At 70.2% G+C, this 15,462-nt stretch carries 16 protein-coding genes; 3 read left to right on the forward strand and 13 right to left on the reverse strand.

Features of this window, described 5'->3' with window-relative positions:
* Positions 1-104: 104 nt before the first annotated feature.
* From ccsB to hemL, 7 genes are all read right to left on the reverse strand, one after another.
* Positions 105-1,187, reverse strand: coding sequence for a c-type cytochrome biogenesis protein CcsB (ccsB, locus tag FB157_RS35785; protein ID WP_145884883.1), 1,083 nt, complete (start codon positions 1,185-1,187; stop codon positions 105-107).
* Positions 1,184-2,875, reverse strand: coding sequence for a cytochrome c biogenesis protein ResB (locus tag FB157_RS35790; protein ID WP_145884884.1), 1,692 nt, complete (start codon positions 2,873-2,875; stop codon positions 1,184-1,186). The genes ccsB and FB157_RS35790 overlap by 4 nt, the downstream gene beginning before the upstream one ends.
* 3 nt (positions 2,876-2,878) lie before the next feature.
* A complete protein-coding gene (locus FB157_RS35795; protein WP_145884885.1) occupies positions 2,879-3,643 on the reverse strand; it encodes a cytochrome c biogenesis CcdA family protein in 765 nt (254 codons plus the stop codon).
* 1 nt (position 3,644) lies between these two features.
* Positions 3,645-4,235: a TlpA disulfide reductase family protein gene (locus tag FB157_RS35800; protein ID WP_261386746.1), complete on the reverse strand. Its 591-nt coding sequence runs from the start codon at positions 4,233-4,235 to the stop codon at positions 3,645-3,647.
* 115 nt (positions 4,236-4,350) lie between these two features.
* A complete protein-coding gene (locus FB157_RS35805; RefSeq protein ID WP_145884886.1) occupies positions 4,351-5,652 on the reverse strand; it encodes a hypothetical protein in 1,302 nt (433 codons plus the stop codon).
* Positions 5,653-5,822: 170 nt separating this feature from the next.
* Positions 5,823-6,524 (reverse strand): histidine phosphatase family protein, encoded by a 702-nt coding sequence (locus tag FB157_RS35810; RefSeq protein ID WP_145884887.1) that lies wholly within the window; start codon positions 6,522-6,524, stop codon positions 5,823-5,825.
* Positions 6,521-7,840, reverse strand: coding sequence for a glutamate-1-semialdehyde 2,1-aminomutase (hemL, locus tag FB157_RS35815; protein WP_145884954.1), 1,320 nt, complete (start codon positions 7,838-7,840; stop codon positions 6,521-6,523). Before hemL ends, FB157_RS35810 begins: the two co-directional genes overlap by 4 nt.
* Positions 7,841-8,380: 540 nt before the next feature.
* On the opposite strand from hemL, the gene FB157_RS35825 reads away from it, so the two are divergent.
* Positions 8,381-8,818: a hypothetical protein gene (locus tag FB157_RS35825; RefSeq protein ID WP_003974483.1), complete on the forward strand. Its 438-nt coding sequence runs from the start codon at positions 8,381-8,383 to the stop codon at positions 8,816-8,818.
* A gap of 151 nt (positions 8,819-8,969) precedes the next feature.
* Here the strand turns inward: FB157_RS35825 and FB157_RS35830 are convergent, their stop codons facing one another.
* Positions 8,970-9,467, reverse strand: coding sequence for a GNAT family N-acetyltransferase (locus FB157_RS35830; RefSeq protein WP_145884889.1), 498 nt, complete (start codon positions 9,465-9,467; stop codon positions 8,970-8,972).
* Positions 9,468-9,945: 478 nt separating this feature from the next.
* On the opposite strand from FB157_RS35830, the gene FB157_RS35835 reads away from it, so the two are divergent.
* Entirely contained in the window at positions 9,946-10,383 is a 438-nt protein-coding gene (locus FB157_RS35835; protein ID WP_186581841.1) for a plastocyanin/azurin family copper-binding protein, read from the forward strand.
* Positions 10,384-10,414: 31 nt separating this feature from the next.
* Here the strand turns inward: FB157_RS35835 and FB157_RS35840 are convergent, their stop codons facing one another.
* Positions 10,415-10,750 (reverse strand): hypothetical protein, encoded by a 336-nt coding sequence (locus FB157_RS35840; RefSeq protein WP_145884890.1) that lies wholly within the window; start codon positions 10,748-10,750, stop codon positions 10,415-10,417.
* 248 nt (positions 10,751-10,998) lie between these two features.
* Here FB157_RS35840 and FB157_RS35845 point away from each other — a divergent pair, with 248 nt between their 5' ends.
* Complete coding sequence (locus tag FB157_RS35845; RefSeq protein WP_145884891.1) at positions 10,999-11,508, forward strand: FxLYD domain-containing protein; 510 nt, start codon at positions 10,999-11,001, stop codon at positions 11,506-11,508.
* Here the strand turns inward: FB157_RS35845 and FB157_RS35850 are convergent.
* The 4 genes from FB157_RS35850 to FB157_RS35865 all read right to left on the reverse strand — a co-directional run bounded on the left by FB157_RS35850 (position 11,502) and on the right by FB157_RS35865 (position 15,323).
* Positions 11,502-12,176, reverse strand: coding sequence for a response regulator transcription factor (locus FB157_RS35850; RefSeq protein ID WP_145884892.1), 675 nt, complete (start codon positions 12,174-12,176; stop codon positions 11,502-11,504). The two genes, FB157_RS35845 and FB157_RS35850, sit on opposite strands and share 7 nt — an antisense overlap.
* A complete protein-coding gene (locus FB157_RS35855; RefSeq protein WP_222440999.1) occupies positions 12,173-13,426 on the reverse strand; it encodes a sensor histidine kinase in 1,254 nt (417 codons plus the stop codon). The genes FB157_RS35850 and FB157_RS35855 overlap by 4 nt, the downstream gene beginning before the upstream one ends.
* 113 nt (positions 13,427-13,539) lie before the next feature.
* Complete coding sequence (locus FB157_RS35860) at positions 13,540-14,379, reverse strand: ABC transporter permease (protein WP_145884893.1); 840 nt, start codon at positions 14,377-14,379, stop codon at positions 13,540-13,542.
* Positions 14,376-15,323, reverse strand: a complete 948-nt coding sequence (locus FB157_RS35865; protein WP_145884894.1) for an ATP-binding cassette domain-containing protein — start codon at positions 15,321-15,323, stop codon at positions 14,376-14,378. Before FB157_RS35865 ends, FB157_RS35860 begins: the two co-directional genes overlap by 4 nt.
* Between the last annotated feature and the right edge of the window lie 139 nt (positions 15,324-15,462).

The following is a 15,462-nucleotide window of genomic DNA, read 5'->3' on the forward strand; positions in this document are numbered from 1 at the left end:
ATCCGCACCCGTTAGGGCCGCTGACCTGCGCGGTCGACGACGTGGACGACGAAGGCCGGTTCCCGCGACCCACGTCACGGGAACCGGCCCTCGGTCCAGGTGGCCTACACGCCCGCGTAGGAGTGCTTGCCGCTCACGAAGATGTTGACGCCGTAGTAGTTGAACAGCCAGCAGCCGAAGGCGATCATCGCGAGGTAGGCGGCCTTGCGGCCCTTCCAGCCGGCCGTGGCCCGGGCGTGCAGGTAGCAGGCGTAGGCGATCCAGGTGATGAAGGACCAGGTCTCCTTGGGGTCCCAGTTCCAGTAGCGGCCCCAGGCGTCGCCCGCCCAGATCGCTCCCGCGATGATCGTGAAGGTCCAGAGCGGGAAGACCGCCGCGTTGACGCGGTAGGCGAACTTGTCGAGCGAGGCGGAGGCGGGCAGCCGCTCCAGCACCGAGGTCGCGAAGCTGCCGGGCTTGCCGCCGGCCTGCAGCTTGTTCTCGTACGAGTCCTTGAACAGGTACAGGATCGTGGCGACCGCGCCGACGTAGAAGACCGCACCGCAGAAGATCGCGGTGGAGACGTGGATGTACAGCCAGTACGAGTGCAGGGCCGGGACGAGCTGGTCGCTCGCGGTGTACAGGACCGTGACGGCCAGACCGAGGTCGAGCAGGACCGTGGTGATCAGGAACAGACCGAGCCAGCGCACGTTCTTCTTCAGCGCCAGCAGCCCCAGGTAGACCGCGACCGCGACCGTGGAGAAGGTGATGTTGAACTCGTACATGTTGCCCCACGGCGCCCGCTCCACGGAGGCCGCGCGGGTGACGACCCCGGCCAGCTCCACCAGGAACGCGAGCACGGTGAGGGAGATGGCGATCCGCCCGTAGAGGTCGCCCTGCTCGTCCCCGCCGTGCGCACCGGGACCGTCCGGCACGTCCCGGGCGCCGGACGCGGAGCGCACGACGACCTTGGGCCGCTCCAGTACGGCGGTGCCCCCGGCCTGCTTGACGGTGACGGCGGGCCCGCCCGCCTTCTGCTCGCCGGCGGAGGTCAGCGCCGCGGCCGTACGGGCCACCTTGCTGCGGCTGCCGAAGAGCCACTCGGCGATGTACGCGAAGAAGGCCAGGGTGTAGACGGCCATGGACGAGTAGATCAGCGTGTTGCTGATGCTGGCCAGGTGTTCGTTGGTCGCGGCGGCGAGAGTCACTTCTCAGCCCCTTCGGCAGGTACGACGTCGGATTCGGTGGAGTCGCGGTCGGGCGCCCCCGGCGCCTGGTCGTAGAGGGTTCCGGCGAGGTCGCCCAGTTCCTCGGGCACCTTGGCGGACTCGCTGCGGCCGAGCCCGGCCATCTCGACGACCGTCACGCCGTCGGCGCCGCGCACCGCCCGCACCCACACGCGGCGGCGCTGGATGAACAGGGACGCGGCCAGACCGAAGATCGCGGCGAGGGCACCGCCGAGCGCCCAGCCGCTGCCCGGCTCCTGGACGATCTCGAAGCCGGCCCACTCCTTGATGTCCTTCTCGAGGGTGATCGAGCCGGCGCCGTTCGGCAGCTGCAGGGTCTGCCCGGGCTTGAGGTTCCCGCGCAGCTGCAGGCCCTTGGCGTCCTTGAACGCCTTCATGTGGGTCTTGTCGAGCTGGTACACGCTCTGCGGAAGGCCCGAGTTGACGCCGAGGTCGCCGTGGTACGGCTCCAGGTTCAGCACCGGGTTCAGCAGCGCCGGGAACTGCGAGAGCACGGAGGCGCCGCCGCCGTAGGTCGGCAGGAAGAAGGCCCGGACGCCGAGCTGCTCCTTCTGCCCCTGGGCGTTGCGGTAGCCGTCCATGACCTTGATGACGCCCTGCGAGGTGACGTTCCCGTCGAGCGGCAGCAGCGGTACGGCGTCCTGGTAGACGACCTTGCCCTTGCCGTCGCGGACGGTGATCACGGGCGCGTAGCCGTGGCTGACCAGGTAGACCTTGGAGTCGCCGATCTCCAGCGGCTGGTTGACCTTGACGGTGGCCGGCTTCTCCTTGCCGTACGCGCCCTCGCTGTAGGTGATCTTCGCCTGGAAGGTGCGCGGGGTGCCGCGGTTGGGGCCGGTCAGCTCGTAGGTGCCCTCGAAGTCCTTCAGGTCGAAGCTGAACGGCACCAGCTCGTCGGTGCTGAACAGGCTGCCGGACTTGAAGTCGTCGTACATCGGCAGCGCGTTGGCGAAGCCGTCGCCCTCCACCATGAGCTTGGTGCCGTCCGACTTGAACATCTGGCCCGAGGCGAACGCGGTGAGCAGCACGATCAGCGCGACATGGAAGACCAGGTTGCCCAGCTCCCGGACGTACCCCTTCTCGGCGGCGACGGCGTCACCGGCGAGGTGGGCGCGGAAGCGGCGCTTCTTCAGCAGTGCGAGCGCGGCCTCGCGGACCTGCTCCGGCTCGGCGGTGGTGCGCCAGGTGGTGTAGGCGGGCAGCCGGTCGAGGCGCTTGGGGGCGCCCGGCGGGCGGCCGCGCAGCTGGCCGACGAACTGCCAGGTGCGCGGGACGATGCAGCCGATGAGGGAGACGAACAGCAGGATGTAGATCGCGGAGAACCACACCGAGCTGTAGACGTGGAACAGGCCGAGCTTGTCGTAGACCGGCGCGAGCGTCCTGTGCGCCTGGCGGAAGTCGTCGACCTTGGAGGCGTCGGCGGCGGTCTGCGGGATCAGCGAGCCGGGGATCGCGCCGAGCGACAGCAGCAGGAGCAGCAGCAGCGCGACCCGCATGGAGGTGAGCTGCCGCCAGAACCACCGGGCCCAGCCGATGACGCCGAGGCCCGGTGCGGCCGTGGTCTCCTCCTGCGGGGCGGTGGACAGCTGGGAGCCGGCCGCCCCCAGATCCTCCTGCTCAGGGCCGTTGTCGGTTTCGGTCTTGCTCATCGATCAGATCCCCACAGTGAAGCCGTCGGACCAGGTCTGCATCTCCTGCACCAGGCGGTCCCAGGCCCCGGTCAGCAGCAGCACACCGGTCACGATCATCATCGTGCCGCCGATGCGCATCACCCAGACATAGTGGCGCTTGACCCAGCCGAAGGCACCGAGCGCCTTGCGGAAGCCGACGGCCGCGAGCACGAAGGGCACGCCGAGGCCCAGGCAGTAGGCGACCATCAGCAGCGCTCCACGCCCGGCGCTCGACTGTTCCATGGCGAGGAAGTTCACGGACGACAGGGTCGGCCCCAGACAGGGGGTCCAGCCGATGCCGAAGAGGGCGCCGAGCAGCGGTGCGCCCACCAGTCCGGTCGTGGGCCGGCGGTGGAAGCGGAACTCGCGCTGGGTGAGCCAGGGCATCAGCCCCATGAAGAACACGCCCATGAGGATCATGAGCACGCCGAGCACCTTGGCCAGGACGGCCTTGTGCTCCTGCAGGGTCCAGCCGAACGAGCCGAACAGCGCCCCGCCGGAGACGAACACGGCGCTGAACCCGAGCACGAACAGGGAGGCCCCGGCGACCATGCGCCCGCGTCTGGCCTCGGCCAGGTCGGTGCCGGCGACCCCGGTGACGTAGGAGAGGTAGCCCGGCACCAGCGGCAGGACGCACGGCGAGAAGAAGGAGACGAGACCGCCGAGCAGGGCGATCGGCAGGGAGACCAGCAGGGCCCCGTGGAGGACGGTCTGGTTCTGCGCGGCGAGTGTGACGAGTGCGCTCACGTCACTTCTCCGCGAGGACCGGCTTGACCATCTTCAGCAGGGTGGTGTCGTCGAGCGCCTCCAGCGCCCGCGCGGCGACCTTCCCGTCCTTGTCGATGACGAGCGTGGACGGGATCAGCTGCGGGTTGAGCGTGCCCTTCTTGAAGCGGAGCATCAGCCTGCCCGTGGGGTCGTACAGGCTCGGGTAGCCGATCCCGTGCTCCTTCTCGAAGGCGATCGCGGGGGTGGTGCTGGTGTCCCGGGTGTTGATGCCGACGAACTGGAGGCCCTTGCCCTCGTACGCCTTGGAGACCTTGGAGAAGTACTTGGCCTCCTCCCGGCACGGTCCGCACCAGGAGCCCCAGACATTGATCACGACGACCTTGCCCTTGTAGTCGGCGACGTCCAGGGTCTTGCCGTCGATGGTCTTGCCGGACAGGTCGGGCGCCGCGGCCCGCTTGCCCTGCGCGACGGTGTCGATGCCGTTGTTGCCGGTGACGAAGCCGGTGTTGCCGCCCCCGCCGGAGGTGCCGCCGTTGCCGCACGCGGACAGGGTCAGGGCCGCCGCGGCGGCCATGGCGCCGAACAGGACGGCGCGGCTACGGGTACTCATGTGAAAAGTTTCGCATGCCTGTTCCGGGGATTTCGCGCACCCCCCTGGCGGGTGGAAAACCGCATTTCAGGAGGTATTTACTCCGGACATTTCAGGCAGATCGCCGGGTAGCCCCTCAGGCGGCGTTCTGGGAGGCCGACTTGGCACCCCCGGCGTCCCGCAGGAAGCCCTTCCAGCCTCCGGCCGGCTGCTGACCGACCTCCAGCGTGCGCAGCTTGGCGAGCACCTCGGGCTTCTGGACGTCCATCCAGTCCACGAACTGCCGGAAGGAGACCAGGCGCACGTCCGCACCCTTCTCCTTCTCGCGCGCGATGTGCTTGAAGGCCTCCTCGACGGAGTCCATGTAGATGCCGCCGTTCCACTGCTCGAAGTGGTTGCCGATGAAGAACGGCGCCCGGTTTGTCTTGTACGCCCGCTCGAATCCCGCTATGTACGCCTGCGCGGACTGCTTGCGCCAGCCCGGGTAGTTGTAGGCGGGCGCCTTGGTCGAGTTGACCGACTGGTTGGCGAGCATGTTGTAGTCCATGGACAGGACTTCGAAGGAACGTCCCGGGAAAGGTATCTGCTGCAACGGCAGGTCCCAGATCCCCAGCTTCTTCTCCGGCCACACCTGACGGCCGCCCGGTGAGGAGGCGTCGTAGCGCCAGCCCAGCTTCTTCGCGGTGGGCAGCAGGTTGTTCTGGCCGAGCAGACAGGGCGTGCGGCCGCCGGCCAGCTCCTTGTCGTAGTCGAACGGCAGCGAGGGCAGATCGGTCCAGCCGGTGTTGGTCCGCCACTCCTTCACGAACGCCTTGGCCTGCCTGATCTCGCTCGACCACTGCTGCGGGGTCCAGTTGCCGACGGTGCCGGTCCCGGCGCAGAAGTGCCCGTTGAAGTGGGTGCCGATCTCGTGCCCCTCGAGCCAGGCCCGGCGGACGTTGGCCAGCGTCGACTTGATGTGCTCGTCGGTGAGGTAGCCGATGTCGGAGGCGCCGCGCGGGTTGTTCGGCGGCTCGTACAGCCGCTTCTTCGACTCGGGCAGCAGATACAGCCCCGAGAGGAAGAAGGTCATGCTCGCGCCGTGCTCCTTGGCCAGGTCCAGAAAGCGCGGGAAGAGCCCGTTGCCGACCTCGCCGGCACCGTCCCAGGAGAAGATCACGAACTGCGGCGGGGTCTGCCCCGGCTCCAGCGGCTCGGGCCTGGCCGGCTGGTGCGGCTGCTTGCCGGTGAAGGAGGTCGAGCCGTCGCCGATGGGCCGCGCCTTGGTCCCGCCGTTCTTGCCGCCGTCCCCCCCGGCCGAGCCCCCGGAACCGGATCCGTGCCCACCGCCGTCCGAGGACTTGAGAGACCCACAGCCCGCGAGTGTGGCGGCAGCCGCCGCGCCCGCGCCGAGGCCGAGTATTCCCCTCCGGGAAACGGTCCGGGAGTTGGTGCGCATGGAGATCCCCGATTCATCGCGCCTGCTGGTGGTCACCCAGTCAGAGGGCGCGACGATCGGGGAGGTTCCGCTGATATTTATGTTTTTCGTAACGGATGCGGCAAAGAGACCCTAAGCCATTCCAAACGGTCCGTCAGAAGCGGGCGTCAGGTGGGTTTTCGACCGGAGCGTCACGCCCCGAAGGCCTTGCTCTTCCCCTGTACCGGCTTGGCACCGGCCCGGAGATGAGCCGGCACGAGGTCGATGGCGGGCTCGCTGTAGCCGACGGAGACGATCCTGTCGCCCAGATATGTGAAAGTCGTCAGGGATGCGAGGGTGCACTGCCGCTTGCGCGGGTCGTGCCACAGCCGCCGCTTCTCGACGTACGACCGCACGATCCAGATCGGCAGCTGGTGGCTGACCAGCACCGCCTCGTGCCCGCGGGCCTGGTCCTTGGCCGCGTTCAGCGCGCCCATCATCCGGACGACCTGGTCGATGTAGGGCTCGCCCCAGGACGGCTTGAACGGGTTGACGAGGTGCTTCCAGTTGTCGGGCTTGCGCAGCGCGCCGTCCCCGACCCCGAAGGTCTTGCCCTGGAAGACGTTGTCGGCCTCGATCAGCCGGTCGTCGGTGGCGAGGCCGAGCCCGTGCGCCTTGGCGATCGGGGTGGCGGTCTCCTGCGCGCGCTCCAGCGGCGAGGCGACCACGTGGGTGACGTCGCGCGAGGAGAGGTGCTCGGCCACCCGGTCGGCCATCTGCCGGCCCAGCTCGGACAGGTGGTAGCCGGGCAGCCGCCCGTACAGGATCCCGTCCGGGTTGGCGACCTCGCCGTGCCGCATGAGGTGGACGACGGTGATGTCCTTCTCGCTGACGTAGCTGTCGTTGCTGCTCATGCTGCGGTGGCCTCCGCGGCCGCTCGGGCCGCCGCCGGAAGGGCGTCGGCGATCTTCTGGATGGCCCGCTCGTCGTGGGCCGTGGACACGAACCAGGACTCGAAGGACGACGGCGGCAGGTAGACGCCGTTCGACAGCAGCGAGTGGAAGAAGGCGGTGAAGCGGTACGACTCCTGCCGCTTGGCGTCCTCGTAGTTCCGCACCTGCCGGTCGGTGAAGAACACGGAGAACATGTTGGAGGCGGTCTGGAGCCGGTGCGCCACGCCCTCCTTGCCGAGCGCCTCGGTCACGAGCGACCGGATCTGCTCGGAGACGGCGTCGACCTTGTCGTACGCGGCGTCGTCGAGCAGCCGCAGCTGGGCGAGTCCGGCGGCGGTGGCGACGGGGTTCCCGGAGAGGGTGCCGGCCTGGTAGACGGGCCCGGCCGGAGCGAGGTGGGCCATGACGTCGGCGCGACCGCCGAAGGCCGCGGCGGGGAACCCGCCGCCCATGACCTTGCCGAAGGTCATGAGGTCGGGCTTGACCCCGTCGATCCCGAACCAGCCGGCGCGGCTGGTCCGGAACCCGGTCATGACCTCGTCGGAGATGAAGAGGGCGCCGTTCTTCCGGCAGGCGTCCTTGAGCCCCTGGTTGAACCCGGGGTCCGGCGGAACGACGCCCATGTTGCCGGGCGAGGCCTCGGTGATGACACAGGCGATCTCGCCCGGGTGCCGGTGGAAGGCCTCGTGCACGGCTTCGAGGTCGTTGTACGGCAGCACGATCGTGTCGCCGGCCTGGGCGCCGGTGACGCCGGGCGTGTCGGGCAGCGCGAACGTCGCGACCCCGCTCCCCGCCGCGGCGAGCAGCGAGTCGACATGCCCGTGGTAGCACCCGGCGAACTTGATCACCTTGGAGCGCCGGGTGAACCCGCGGGCGAGCCGGATCGCCGACATGGTCGCCTCGGTGCCGCTGCTCACGAGCCGCACCTGCTCGACGGGCTCCACCCGCGCGACGATCTCCTCGGCGAGCGCGACCTCGCCCTCACCGGGCGTGCCGAACGACGTACCGCGCGCGACCGCCTCCTGGACGGCTCCGATGACCTCGGGGTGGGAGTGCCCCAGAATCATCGGCCCCCAGGAGCACACGAGGTCCACGTACTCCCGCCCGTCGGCGTCGGTCAGGTACGGCCCCGTGCCGGAAACCATGAACCGCGGCGTTCCGCCCACGGCACGAAAGGCGCGCACCGGCGAGTTCACACCGCCCGGTGTGACGACGGACGCACGGTCGAAGAGCGCCTGTGAGACGGGCGCATCATAGGGATAGGGCAGTTCGCTCATGGCGCTCATGACGTGCGAATTCTCCGACTTCTCGGACTCCGGTTGCGTGGTGACCTCCTCAGGGTAGGCCGCACCCCGCCCCGGCCGCGGCCCGCCTCAAGATCGGAACCGAGATCGCGGTTGTGCCATCTGCGAGACTGAGAGCTGATACACACAGCTCATACGGCACGTAGTAGTAAGGGGCCGTAGAAGATCCTGCGGACTGGTGTTTCACCGCACGTTTCGGCGAGCGGCCGTGGGGGAGGTCACTGACACGATGATCGGGTTGCGCGGCGGGGGCCACGCGTCCTAGAAAAGCAGTCGGGTGGAGATATGCATCGCGGTGGCGGACTGGGCGAGGGGACTGATGACCTGGGTCCTCGACGTGCCCGGCGGGGAAGGCACCGACGCGACGCGGAGGAAACTACCGAAGCACGGCAGACTGACGCACGTCAGGCACAGGGTGTACCGAGTGATCCCGAGCGGCACGACCGGCAGTTCGACAGCCGGCTCGACCAGCGGGTCGACCGCCTCCGGGCGGGGAGCAGGAATGGTGGTCGGGTGGGGGTGACGTACAAATACTTCGGCGCGCCGGACGGCGCGACCGCGGCCCGCGTCCCCATCTCGATGCGCCCCGAGGAACTCGGCGGCGACGAGCTGGGCATGAACGGCATGTTCACCAAGATCAAGCCGGAGACGATGGCCGCGATGGTGCTGACCGGCATCGAGGGCGTGCCCCTGCACAAGGTGCCACCCCTGGAGCTGGTCGTCCTGCACCCCGACTACGCCGTCGTCAAGCTCCCCATGACGGTGGTCGACCCCCTGCGCGGCATCGGTGAGGAAGCGGTGGGCGCGGCGGCGTTCATCTGGTCGACGGTCCCTGACCGGGGCGGGCCACGGGACGCGTTCAACGTGTACCAGCTGCTGCACGAGTGGCAGGACTTCTCGCATCGGCTGCACGAGGCGGGGCATCAGCCGTACTGCCTGGTCTGGCCCTGAGTCCTGACCTGGGGTTTCGTAAGGTTTGGGCGGGGCTTTCGGGCCTCGTCCCGCCCAGGACTTGTCCGGGCGATCATGTGCGGAGCCAGATGGTGATGGCTGCGGCGGTGGCGGTGCCCAGTGCGGATCCCGCCGTGCCCGGATGTGGAGATCAGACAGCGGCCAGGCTCTTCGCCATGACTCGCTCCCTGCCCACGCCCTCGGGCAGAAGATCGCCGGGCTCACCCGTGTCCGTGAAACCGTGCCGCTCATAGAGCGCGGTTGCCCTGCGGTTGTCCGGCATGACGGACAACCGCAGCGTCGTGGCACCGCGCTCCGCCGCCCACCGCTCGACCGCCTGGATCAGGTAGTCACCCACGCCCTTGCCCCGCGCCGTGGGGTTGACCCACATGGAGATCAACTCCACGTTCTCTGTTCCCTCGCCCGGCACTCCGCTGGCCATGCCCACCGGGCGGCCGTCTAGGAGCGCGATGAGATCGTGCGCGCCAGCAATCGACAGACGGGCACGCCAGCGTTCCTCTCGGTCGCCGGAGCCCTGCCACTGGGCCAGCGTCGATCCGAACGCGTAGGGCGCCTCAGCAAGCGCAGCCAGTCGCAACTCCCGCCAAAGGGGCCAGTCGTCTGATTCCAAGGTGCGTAGTTCAAGCATGATCCAGACCCTGCCCGCCCGCCGGGGCGGGCAGCAAGTTGATTACCACCATGCAAACGAGGCCGTTCAGCCCCGCAACCAACCCAAACCGGGGAGAAAAAGTGACTCACGCACCCGCAGGCCACGAGACCTCGGCGAACCTATCCGGTCACGGCACCCGGCCCGCCCCGCCGCCGACCCTCGGCTTGCGCGGTTCACACGAGCCGATCATGACGCCCATCCCCCGCAACCGCCCGCTGGGTCCTGCTCAGCCACTCCGGCTTCGACGAGGCCCGGAAACTCGCGGCGGCCTGTCCACGGTACGAACCGCTCATTACGCGGGTGTCTCTGCACCGGATCACCAGGGGTTAAGCGCACCGCACAGGGCCCGGGGGCGGATGTGAGCACAGGCTCCCGCCGCCGGGCCGCAGATGGACGCCGGCACGAACCATCCGGCCCGTTCGAACGTATCCGTCATAGGGGAAAGGGGATGAGCCACATGACGATCTCGACACATACACCCCGTACGGCACCCCGCACGGCACTCCGTGCGACTGCGGGAGCCTTCTGCGCCGCTCTCCTCCTGGCCGCCTGTTCGAGCGGAGGCGGCGGTCGGGCGAGCGGTCCGGCCGGTTCCGGCACGCCCCGGGCGGGCTCGGGGACCCGGGTGACGGTCATCGAGACCGAGTACACGCTGAAGCTGCCCCGGACGTCGTTCACACCGGGCACCTACACCTTCGTCTCCGACAACGCCGGCAAGATCACCCACGCCCTGTCCGTCGACGGCCCCGGCGTGCGGGACGCCCGGACCAAGGACATACCGGCAGGCCACAGTGCGACCGTGACGGTGACCCTCGCGAAGGGCACGTACGACGTGTACTGCCCCGTCGACAGTCACCGGCAGATGGGAATGAACCAGCACATCAGGGTCGGCTGAGACGTTCGCGTTCCCGCTCACCCCTCACGCGTCATTCAGGGGCGAAGGAGAAGCTCCGCCACAGGCCGGAGGCCGGGACCACCTGGTCCGACGACTGCATGTCCACGTAGATCCTCGATCCGCCCGGCGGCACGGTGCAGTCGGGTGTCGTGTACAGGAGCATGCTGCTCAGCGTGTAGTTCTTGATGTTGGTCACGCCCTCGCGGAAACGGTGGCACCCGCGGATCGGCGGGTTCGTGAAGGTCTCCACATATCGGGCACCGGTGTGCGCCACGACCGTGCCGGACGCCTGGTCCTGGCAAGCGGTCAGCGCGATGCCGAGCGATGCGACAGCGGTGAGTGCGGCCAGCGACCGTGAAGCACGCATGGAGCCTCCTGTACCGGGGAGCCGTCGGGACGTCGTTCCCCGGGCACCACTATCCGTCGGTACTCCGATCGGCGCCCCCGGCACGTATGGCCGCTGCTGCATTCGGGTGAATTTCGCGACGGAAGCGACGGAACCTGCGGCCCGACGGACGGCACCCGGACATCTCACCCGGCGTGCAGGGCACGGCTGCGGCCCCTTCACTGAGGTGAGAGGAACAGACAGCTTTCGGGAGTCCGTGGAGGCGCGGTATGGCAGTGCGAAAGAAGTGGACGAGGGGCACGGCGGGCGCGGCGCTGGCCCTGGCCGTCGGGGTCGCGGCGGCCGGATGTTCCGGCAGCAACAGCTCCGGAAACACGTCGGGCGTCGCCAGCAAGGCGGCATCGGCGGCCTCCTCCGCCGCCGCCTCCCTCGCCTCCCAGGGCGGCGAGGCGCTGGCCTCGGCCTCGGCACAGGCCAGGAACAAGCTCGACTCGGTGAAGAACGGGGTGAAGGCCAAGGACGACGTGACGCTCGGCGTCCCCGCCCCCGACAGCGCGGGCAAGGCCACGGTCAAGGTGACCGCCAAGAACACCGCCGACTCCGCCAAGTCCTTCGCCGTCCAGGTCAACTTCACGGACAAGAGCGGCAACCTGCTGGACGTGACCGTGGCGACGGTCAAGGACGTGGGCGCGGGTGCCTCCGGCGAGGCCACGGCCACCAGCAACCGCAAGCTGACCGGCGAGGTGCACGCGGTGGTCGGCTCGGCGCTGCGCTACTGACCGCCGTCGCCCGGCAGGGCGAGCCCGCGGTCGTACGCGAAGATCACCGCCTGCACACGGTCCCGCGCGCCGATCTTGGCCAGGACCCGGCCCACGTGGGTCTTGACCGTGGACTCGGACAGGACGAAGCGGGCGGCGATCTCGCCGTTGGTCCAGCCCCTGCCGATGGCGACGAGGATCTCGCGTTCTCGCTCGGTGAGGGAGTTCAGACGCGTGTCCTCGGCCGGATCACCGGCGGGCCGCGGCAGGAGCCGGGCGAACTCGTCCAGCAGGCGCCGGGTGAGCGCGGGCGCGATCACGGCGTCCCCGACGGCGACCGCGCGGATGCCGGCCAGGAGTTCCTCGGGGCGCGCGTCCTTGAGGAGGAAGCCGCTGGCTCCGGCGCGCAGGGCCGCGTGGACGTACTCGTCCAGGTCGAAGGTGGTCAGGACGAGGACCCGGGAGCGGCCGCCGGACCCGGCGATACGGCGGGTGGCCTCGATGCCGTCCATGCCGGGCATCCGTACGTCCATCAGCACGACGTCCGGGCGCAGTTCGGCGGCCATGCGGACGGCCTCGGCGCCGTGCGCGGACTCGCCGACCACCTCGGTCCCGGGGACGGACTCCAGCAGCAGGCGGAAGCCGTAGCGCTGGAGCGGCTGGTCGTCGACGATCAGTACGGTCGTCACGCGGCACCGCCCGCCGAGGCCAGGTCCAGGCAGACGGCCACCCGCCAGCCGCCGCCCGCCGGGCCCGCGCTGACCGTTCCGCCGTAGAGTGCCGCTCGTTCCCGCATACCCACCAGGCCGTGCCCTTCCTCGTTCGGCGGTCCGGGCCGGACGGCCGGGCCGGTGTCCTGGACCCGGATGGTCAGCCGGGTGTCCTCGACGGCGATCGACAGACGGGCCCGGGTGCCGGCTCCCGCGTGCTTGAGGGTGTTCGTCAGGGCTTCCTGGGCGATCCGGTAGGCCGTCAGCTGCACTCCGTCGTCCAGGGCGTCGACGTCTCCGGCGGACCGGTAGACGATGTCCAGACCCGCTGCGCGCACGCCCTCGCACAGTGCCCCGATGTCCGCGATGCCGGGCTGCGGGCTGAGTTCGGGCGCACCCGGCGGGCCGTCGGCCGCCTCGCGCAGGACGCCGAGGACACGCCGGAGTTCGCCGAGCGCCTGGCGGCCGGTGTCGCCGATGAGGTGCAGGGCCTCCTTGCCGCGTTCGGGAGCGGTGTCGGTGGCGTAGGCGCCGGCGTCGGCCAGCGTGATGATGACGGACAGGTTGTGTCCGACGATGTCGTGCATCTCGCGGGCCACCCGGGCCCGTTCGGTGGCGGCGGCCAGCCTGCTGCGCTGGTCGCGCTCGATCTCCAGCCGGGCCGCCCGGTCCCGCAGTCCTGCGAGCTGGGCCCGGCGGATGCGCACCACCAGGCCGAGCGCCAGGGCCGCGGTCGCCGTGCTCAGCAGGAAGAACAGTGCGTCCCAGACGGACACGGCCGGTGAGACGCGCACCGCGACCAGCGCCATCCCGGCCGCGCCGGCCCCGCAGGCCCAGGGCAGCTGCCGCAGCCGCCCGTGCAGGGCCAGGCTGTACAGCGCTATGAAGAGGGCCACGTCCGCGCGCAGCGCCACATCGAGGGACCACTGCAGGACGAAGACGGCCCAGACGGCACCGAAGGCGGCCAGGGGTCGGCGCCTTCGCCACAGCAGCGGCAGCAGCAGACCCGCCTGCAGGGCGGACATGGCCGCCACGGACGGCCGGGTGAAGGCGAGCCGCGCGTGGCGCGGTCCGTCGCCGTCCCCGGCGCCCGCGTGCAGCAGGTCGGGCAGGCAGAACATCAGGAGGACCAGCAGCACCACCGTGGTGTCCAGCACCCACGGCCGGGCCCGGTCGGCCTGCCGGAGCCGTTGGCCCGCCCGGCCGAGCCGGGCGACCAGCGGCCCCATCCCACTGATGTCGTAGGCGGTCACGGCGGTCACCCGCCCATGGTGCACACGGCCGTCCGCCGTCGTGCCGTTCCCCCCGCCCTCGGACATCACCGTGTCCATCGCGTCCATGCTCAGGCGTCGCTGCGCACCAGCCGGTACGCCGCCCCCGCCAGCGCGAGTGCCGTCCAGCCGAGGAGGACCAGCAGTCCGGGCAGGGGCGACAGGATGGTGGAGTCCTGGGTCACGGCGAACATCGCCTGGCCCGCGTGGCTCGGCAGGTAGGGGCTGATGTCGTCCTGCCAGGAGCTGGGCAGGAGGGAGGTCAGTCCGGGGATGAGCATGAGGGTGCCGACCAGCACCGAGATGCCGCCGGCCACCGACCGCAGCAGCGCGCCCAGGGCGATACCGACGACGCCGACCAGGCCGAGGTAGAGGCCGGCGCCCAGCAGGCTGCGGACGACCCCCGCGTGGGTCAGGTCCATCGCGGCGGGCGTGCCGGAGACGATGCCGCTGCCGAGCAGGAAGGCGACGAACGCGCCGGCGGTGCCGACCACCAGCGCGACCAGCCCGAACACGGCCGCCTTGGACCACAGGACGGGCAGCCGGCGCGGTACGGCCGCCAGGGTCGAGCGGATCAGGCCGGTGGAGTACTCCCCCGCCATGACCAGCACGCCGAGGACGCCGAGGGCCAGCTGGGCGAAGTTGGTGCCGAAGAGGGACAGGCTCACGGCCGTCGCGCGGGCGAAGTCCGGGGCCATGCGGGGGGTGCCGACCATCGACCGGTAGCGGGCCGCGGCGATGAGTCCGAAGACGACGAGGAACAGCAGGCCGAGGGCCAGGGTGATCCAGGTCGAGCGCAGCGACCAGAGTTTGGCCCACTCGGAGGACAGCACGCGCCGTCCGGTCACGCGGTAGGCGGGGCGGGCGGAAGCGGTGCGGGGTTCCTCGGCGGTGGCGGTGAGGGTGGTCATGCCGTCCTCCCGGCGGTCTCGGGGCTCTCGTTGCCGGTCGTGGAGCCGTGGTACTCCACGGCGTCCCGGGTCAGGTCCATGAACGCCTCCTCCAGGGAGACGGTCCGTGAGGTCAGTTCGAACAGCGGGATGCCGTGTGCGGCGGCCTTCAGCCCGACCTCACGGGCGGTCAGACCGGTGACCTGCAGTTCCTCGGAGCCGACGCGGCCGGTGATGTCGACGCCGGGCCCGGCCAGCACGTCCCGCAGCCGTGCCGGGTCCTCGGTCGCGACCCGCACCGTGTCGCCGCCCGCCTCGCGGACCAGGTCGCTCACGGTGGTGTCGGCCAGCAGCCGGCCCCGGCCCACGACGATCAGATGGTCCGCCACCAGTGCCACCTCACTCATCAGGTGGGAGGAGACGAACACGGTCCGGCCCTCGGCCGCGAGCGAGGTCAGCAGGGTGCGGATCCAGCGCACGCCCTCCGGGTCGAGGCCGTTGACCGGCTCGTCCAGCATCACCGTCTGCGGATCGCCGAGCAGCGCCGCCGCGATGCCGAGCCGCTGGCCCATGCCGAGAGAGAAGGCACCGGCCCGCTTGCGGGCCACGCTGCCGAGCCCGGCCAGCTCGATGACCTCGTCGACCCGGCGGCGCGGGATGCCGTGGGTCAGGGCGAGTGCTCTGAGGTGCTGGTGGGCCGTGCGGCCCGGGTGGACGGACTTCGCCTCCAGGAGCGCCCCGACCTCCTGCAGCGGTGCCCGGTGGTGGGCGTAGTGGTGGCCGTTCACGGTGACGGTGCCGCTCGTCGGGGCGTCGAGCCCGACGATCATCCGCATGGTGGTGGACTTCCCCGCGCCGTTGGGCCCCAGGAAGCCGGTCACGGTGCCCGGCTTCACGACGAAGTCCAGCCCGTCGACGGCCGTCTTCCCTCCGTACCGCTTGGTCAGTTGCCGTGCGTCGATCATGCGCGTCGCTCTCCCTCGGCCTCGGGCGCCCGTCGCGTCCGGCGCCTCACCCGCAACGCTAAAGTCCGAATCGCCCGATTCCGTGGTACCGGGGGCTGAACGGGGCCCGGCCGGGTGGTACCGCGGTACTACGGCCCCG

Source organism: Streptomyces sp. BK340, from assembly GCF_007827595.1.
Classification (GTDB): Bacteria; Actinomycetota; Actinomycetes; order Streptomycetales; family Streptomycetaceae; genus Streptomyces.

What these genes read in the sequence shown, in the direction of transcription:
- FB157_RS35835 (WP_186581841.1), top strand. Translation starts at nt 9,946, where the DNA reads ATGACGATCTCGACACATACACCCCGTACGGCACCCCGCACGGCACTC.
- FB157_RS35845 (WP_145884891.1), top strand. Translation starts at nt 10,999, where the DNA reads ATGGCAGTGCGAAAGAAGTGGACGAGGGGCACGGCGGGCGCGGCGCTG.
- FB157_RS35855 (WP_222440999.1), bottom strand. Translation starts at nt 13,426, where the DNA reads ATGGGGCCGCTGGTCGCCCGGCTCGGCCGGGCGGGCCAACGGCTCCGG.
- FB157_RS35790 (WP_145884884.1), bottom strand. Translation starts at nt 2,875, where the DNA reads ATGAGCAAGACCGAAACCGACAACGGCCCTGAGCAGGAGGATCTGGGG.
- FB157_RS35840 (WP_145884890.1), bottom strand. Translation starts at nt 10,750, where the DNA reads ATGCGTGCTTCACGGTCGCTGGCCGCACTCACCGCTGTCGCATCGCTC.
- FB157_RS35810 (WP_145884887.1), bottom strand. Translation starts at nt 6,524, where the DNA reads ATGAGCAGCAACGACAGCTACGTCAGCGAGAAGGACATCACCGTCGTC.
- FB157_RS35865 (WP_145884894.1), bottom strand. Translation starts at nt 15,323, where the DNA reads ATGATCGACGCACGGCAACTGACCAAGCGGTACGGAGGGAAGACGGCC.
- FB157_RS35830 (WP_145884889.1), bottom strand. Translation starts at nt 9,467, where the DNA reads ATGCTTGAACTACGCACCTTGGAATCAGACGACTGGCCCCTTTGGCGG.
- FB157_RS35800 (WP_261386746.1), bottom strand. Translation starts at nt 4,235, where the DNA reads ATGAGTACCCGTAGCCGCGCCGTCCTGTTCGGCGCCATGGCCGCCGCG.
- hemL (WP_145884954.1), bottom strand. Translation starts at nt 7,840, where the DNA reads ATGAGCGAACTGCCCTATCCCTATGATGCGCCCGTCTCACAGGCGCTC.
- FB157_RS35805 (WP_145884886.1), bottom strand. Translation starts at nt 5,652, where the DNA reads ATGCGCACCAACTCCCGGACCGTTTCCCGGAGGGGAATACTCGGCCTC.
- FB157_RS35860 (WP_145884893.1), bottom strand. Translation starts at nt 14,379, where the DNA reads ATGACCACCCTCACCGCCACCGCCGAGGAACCCCGCACCGCTTCCGCC.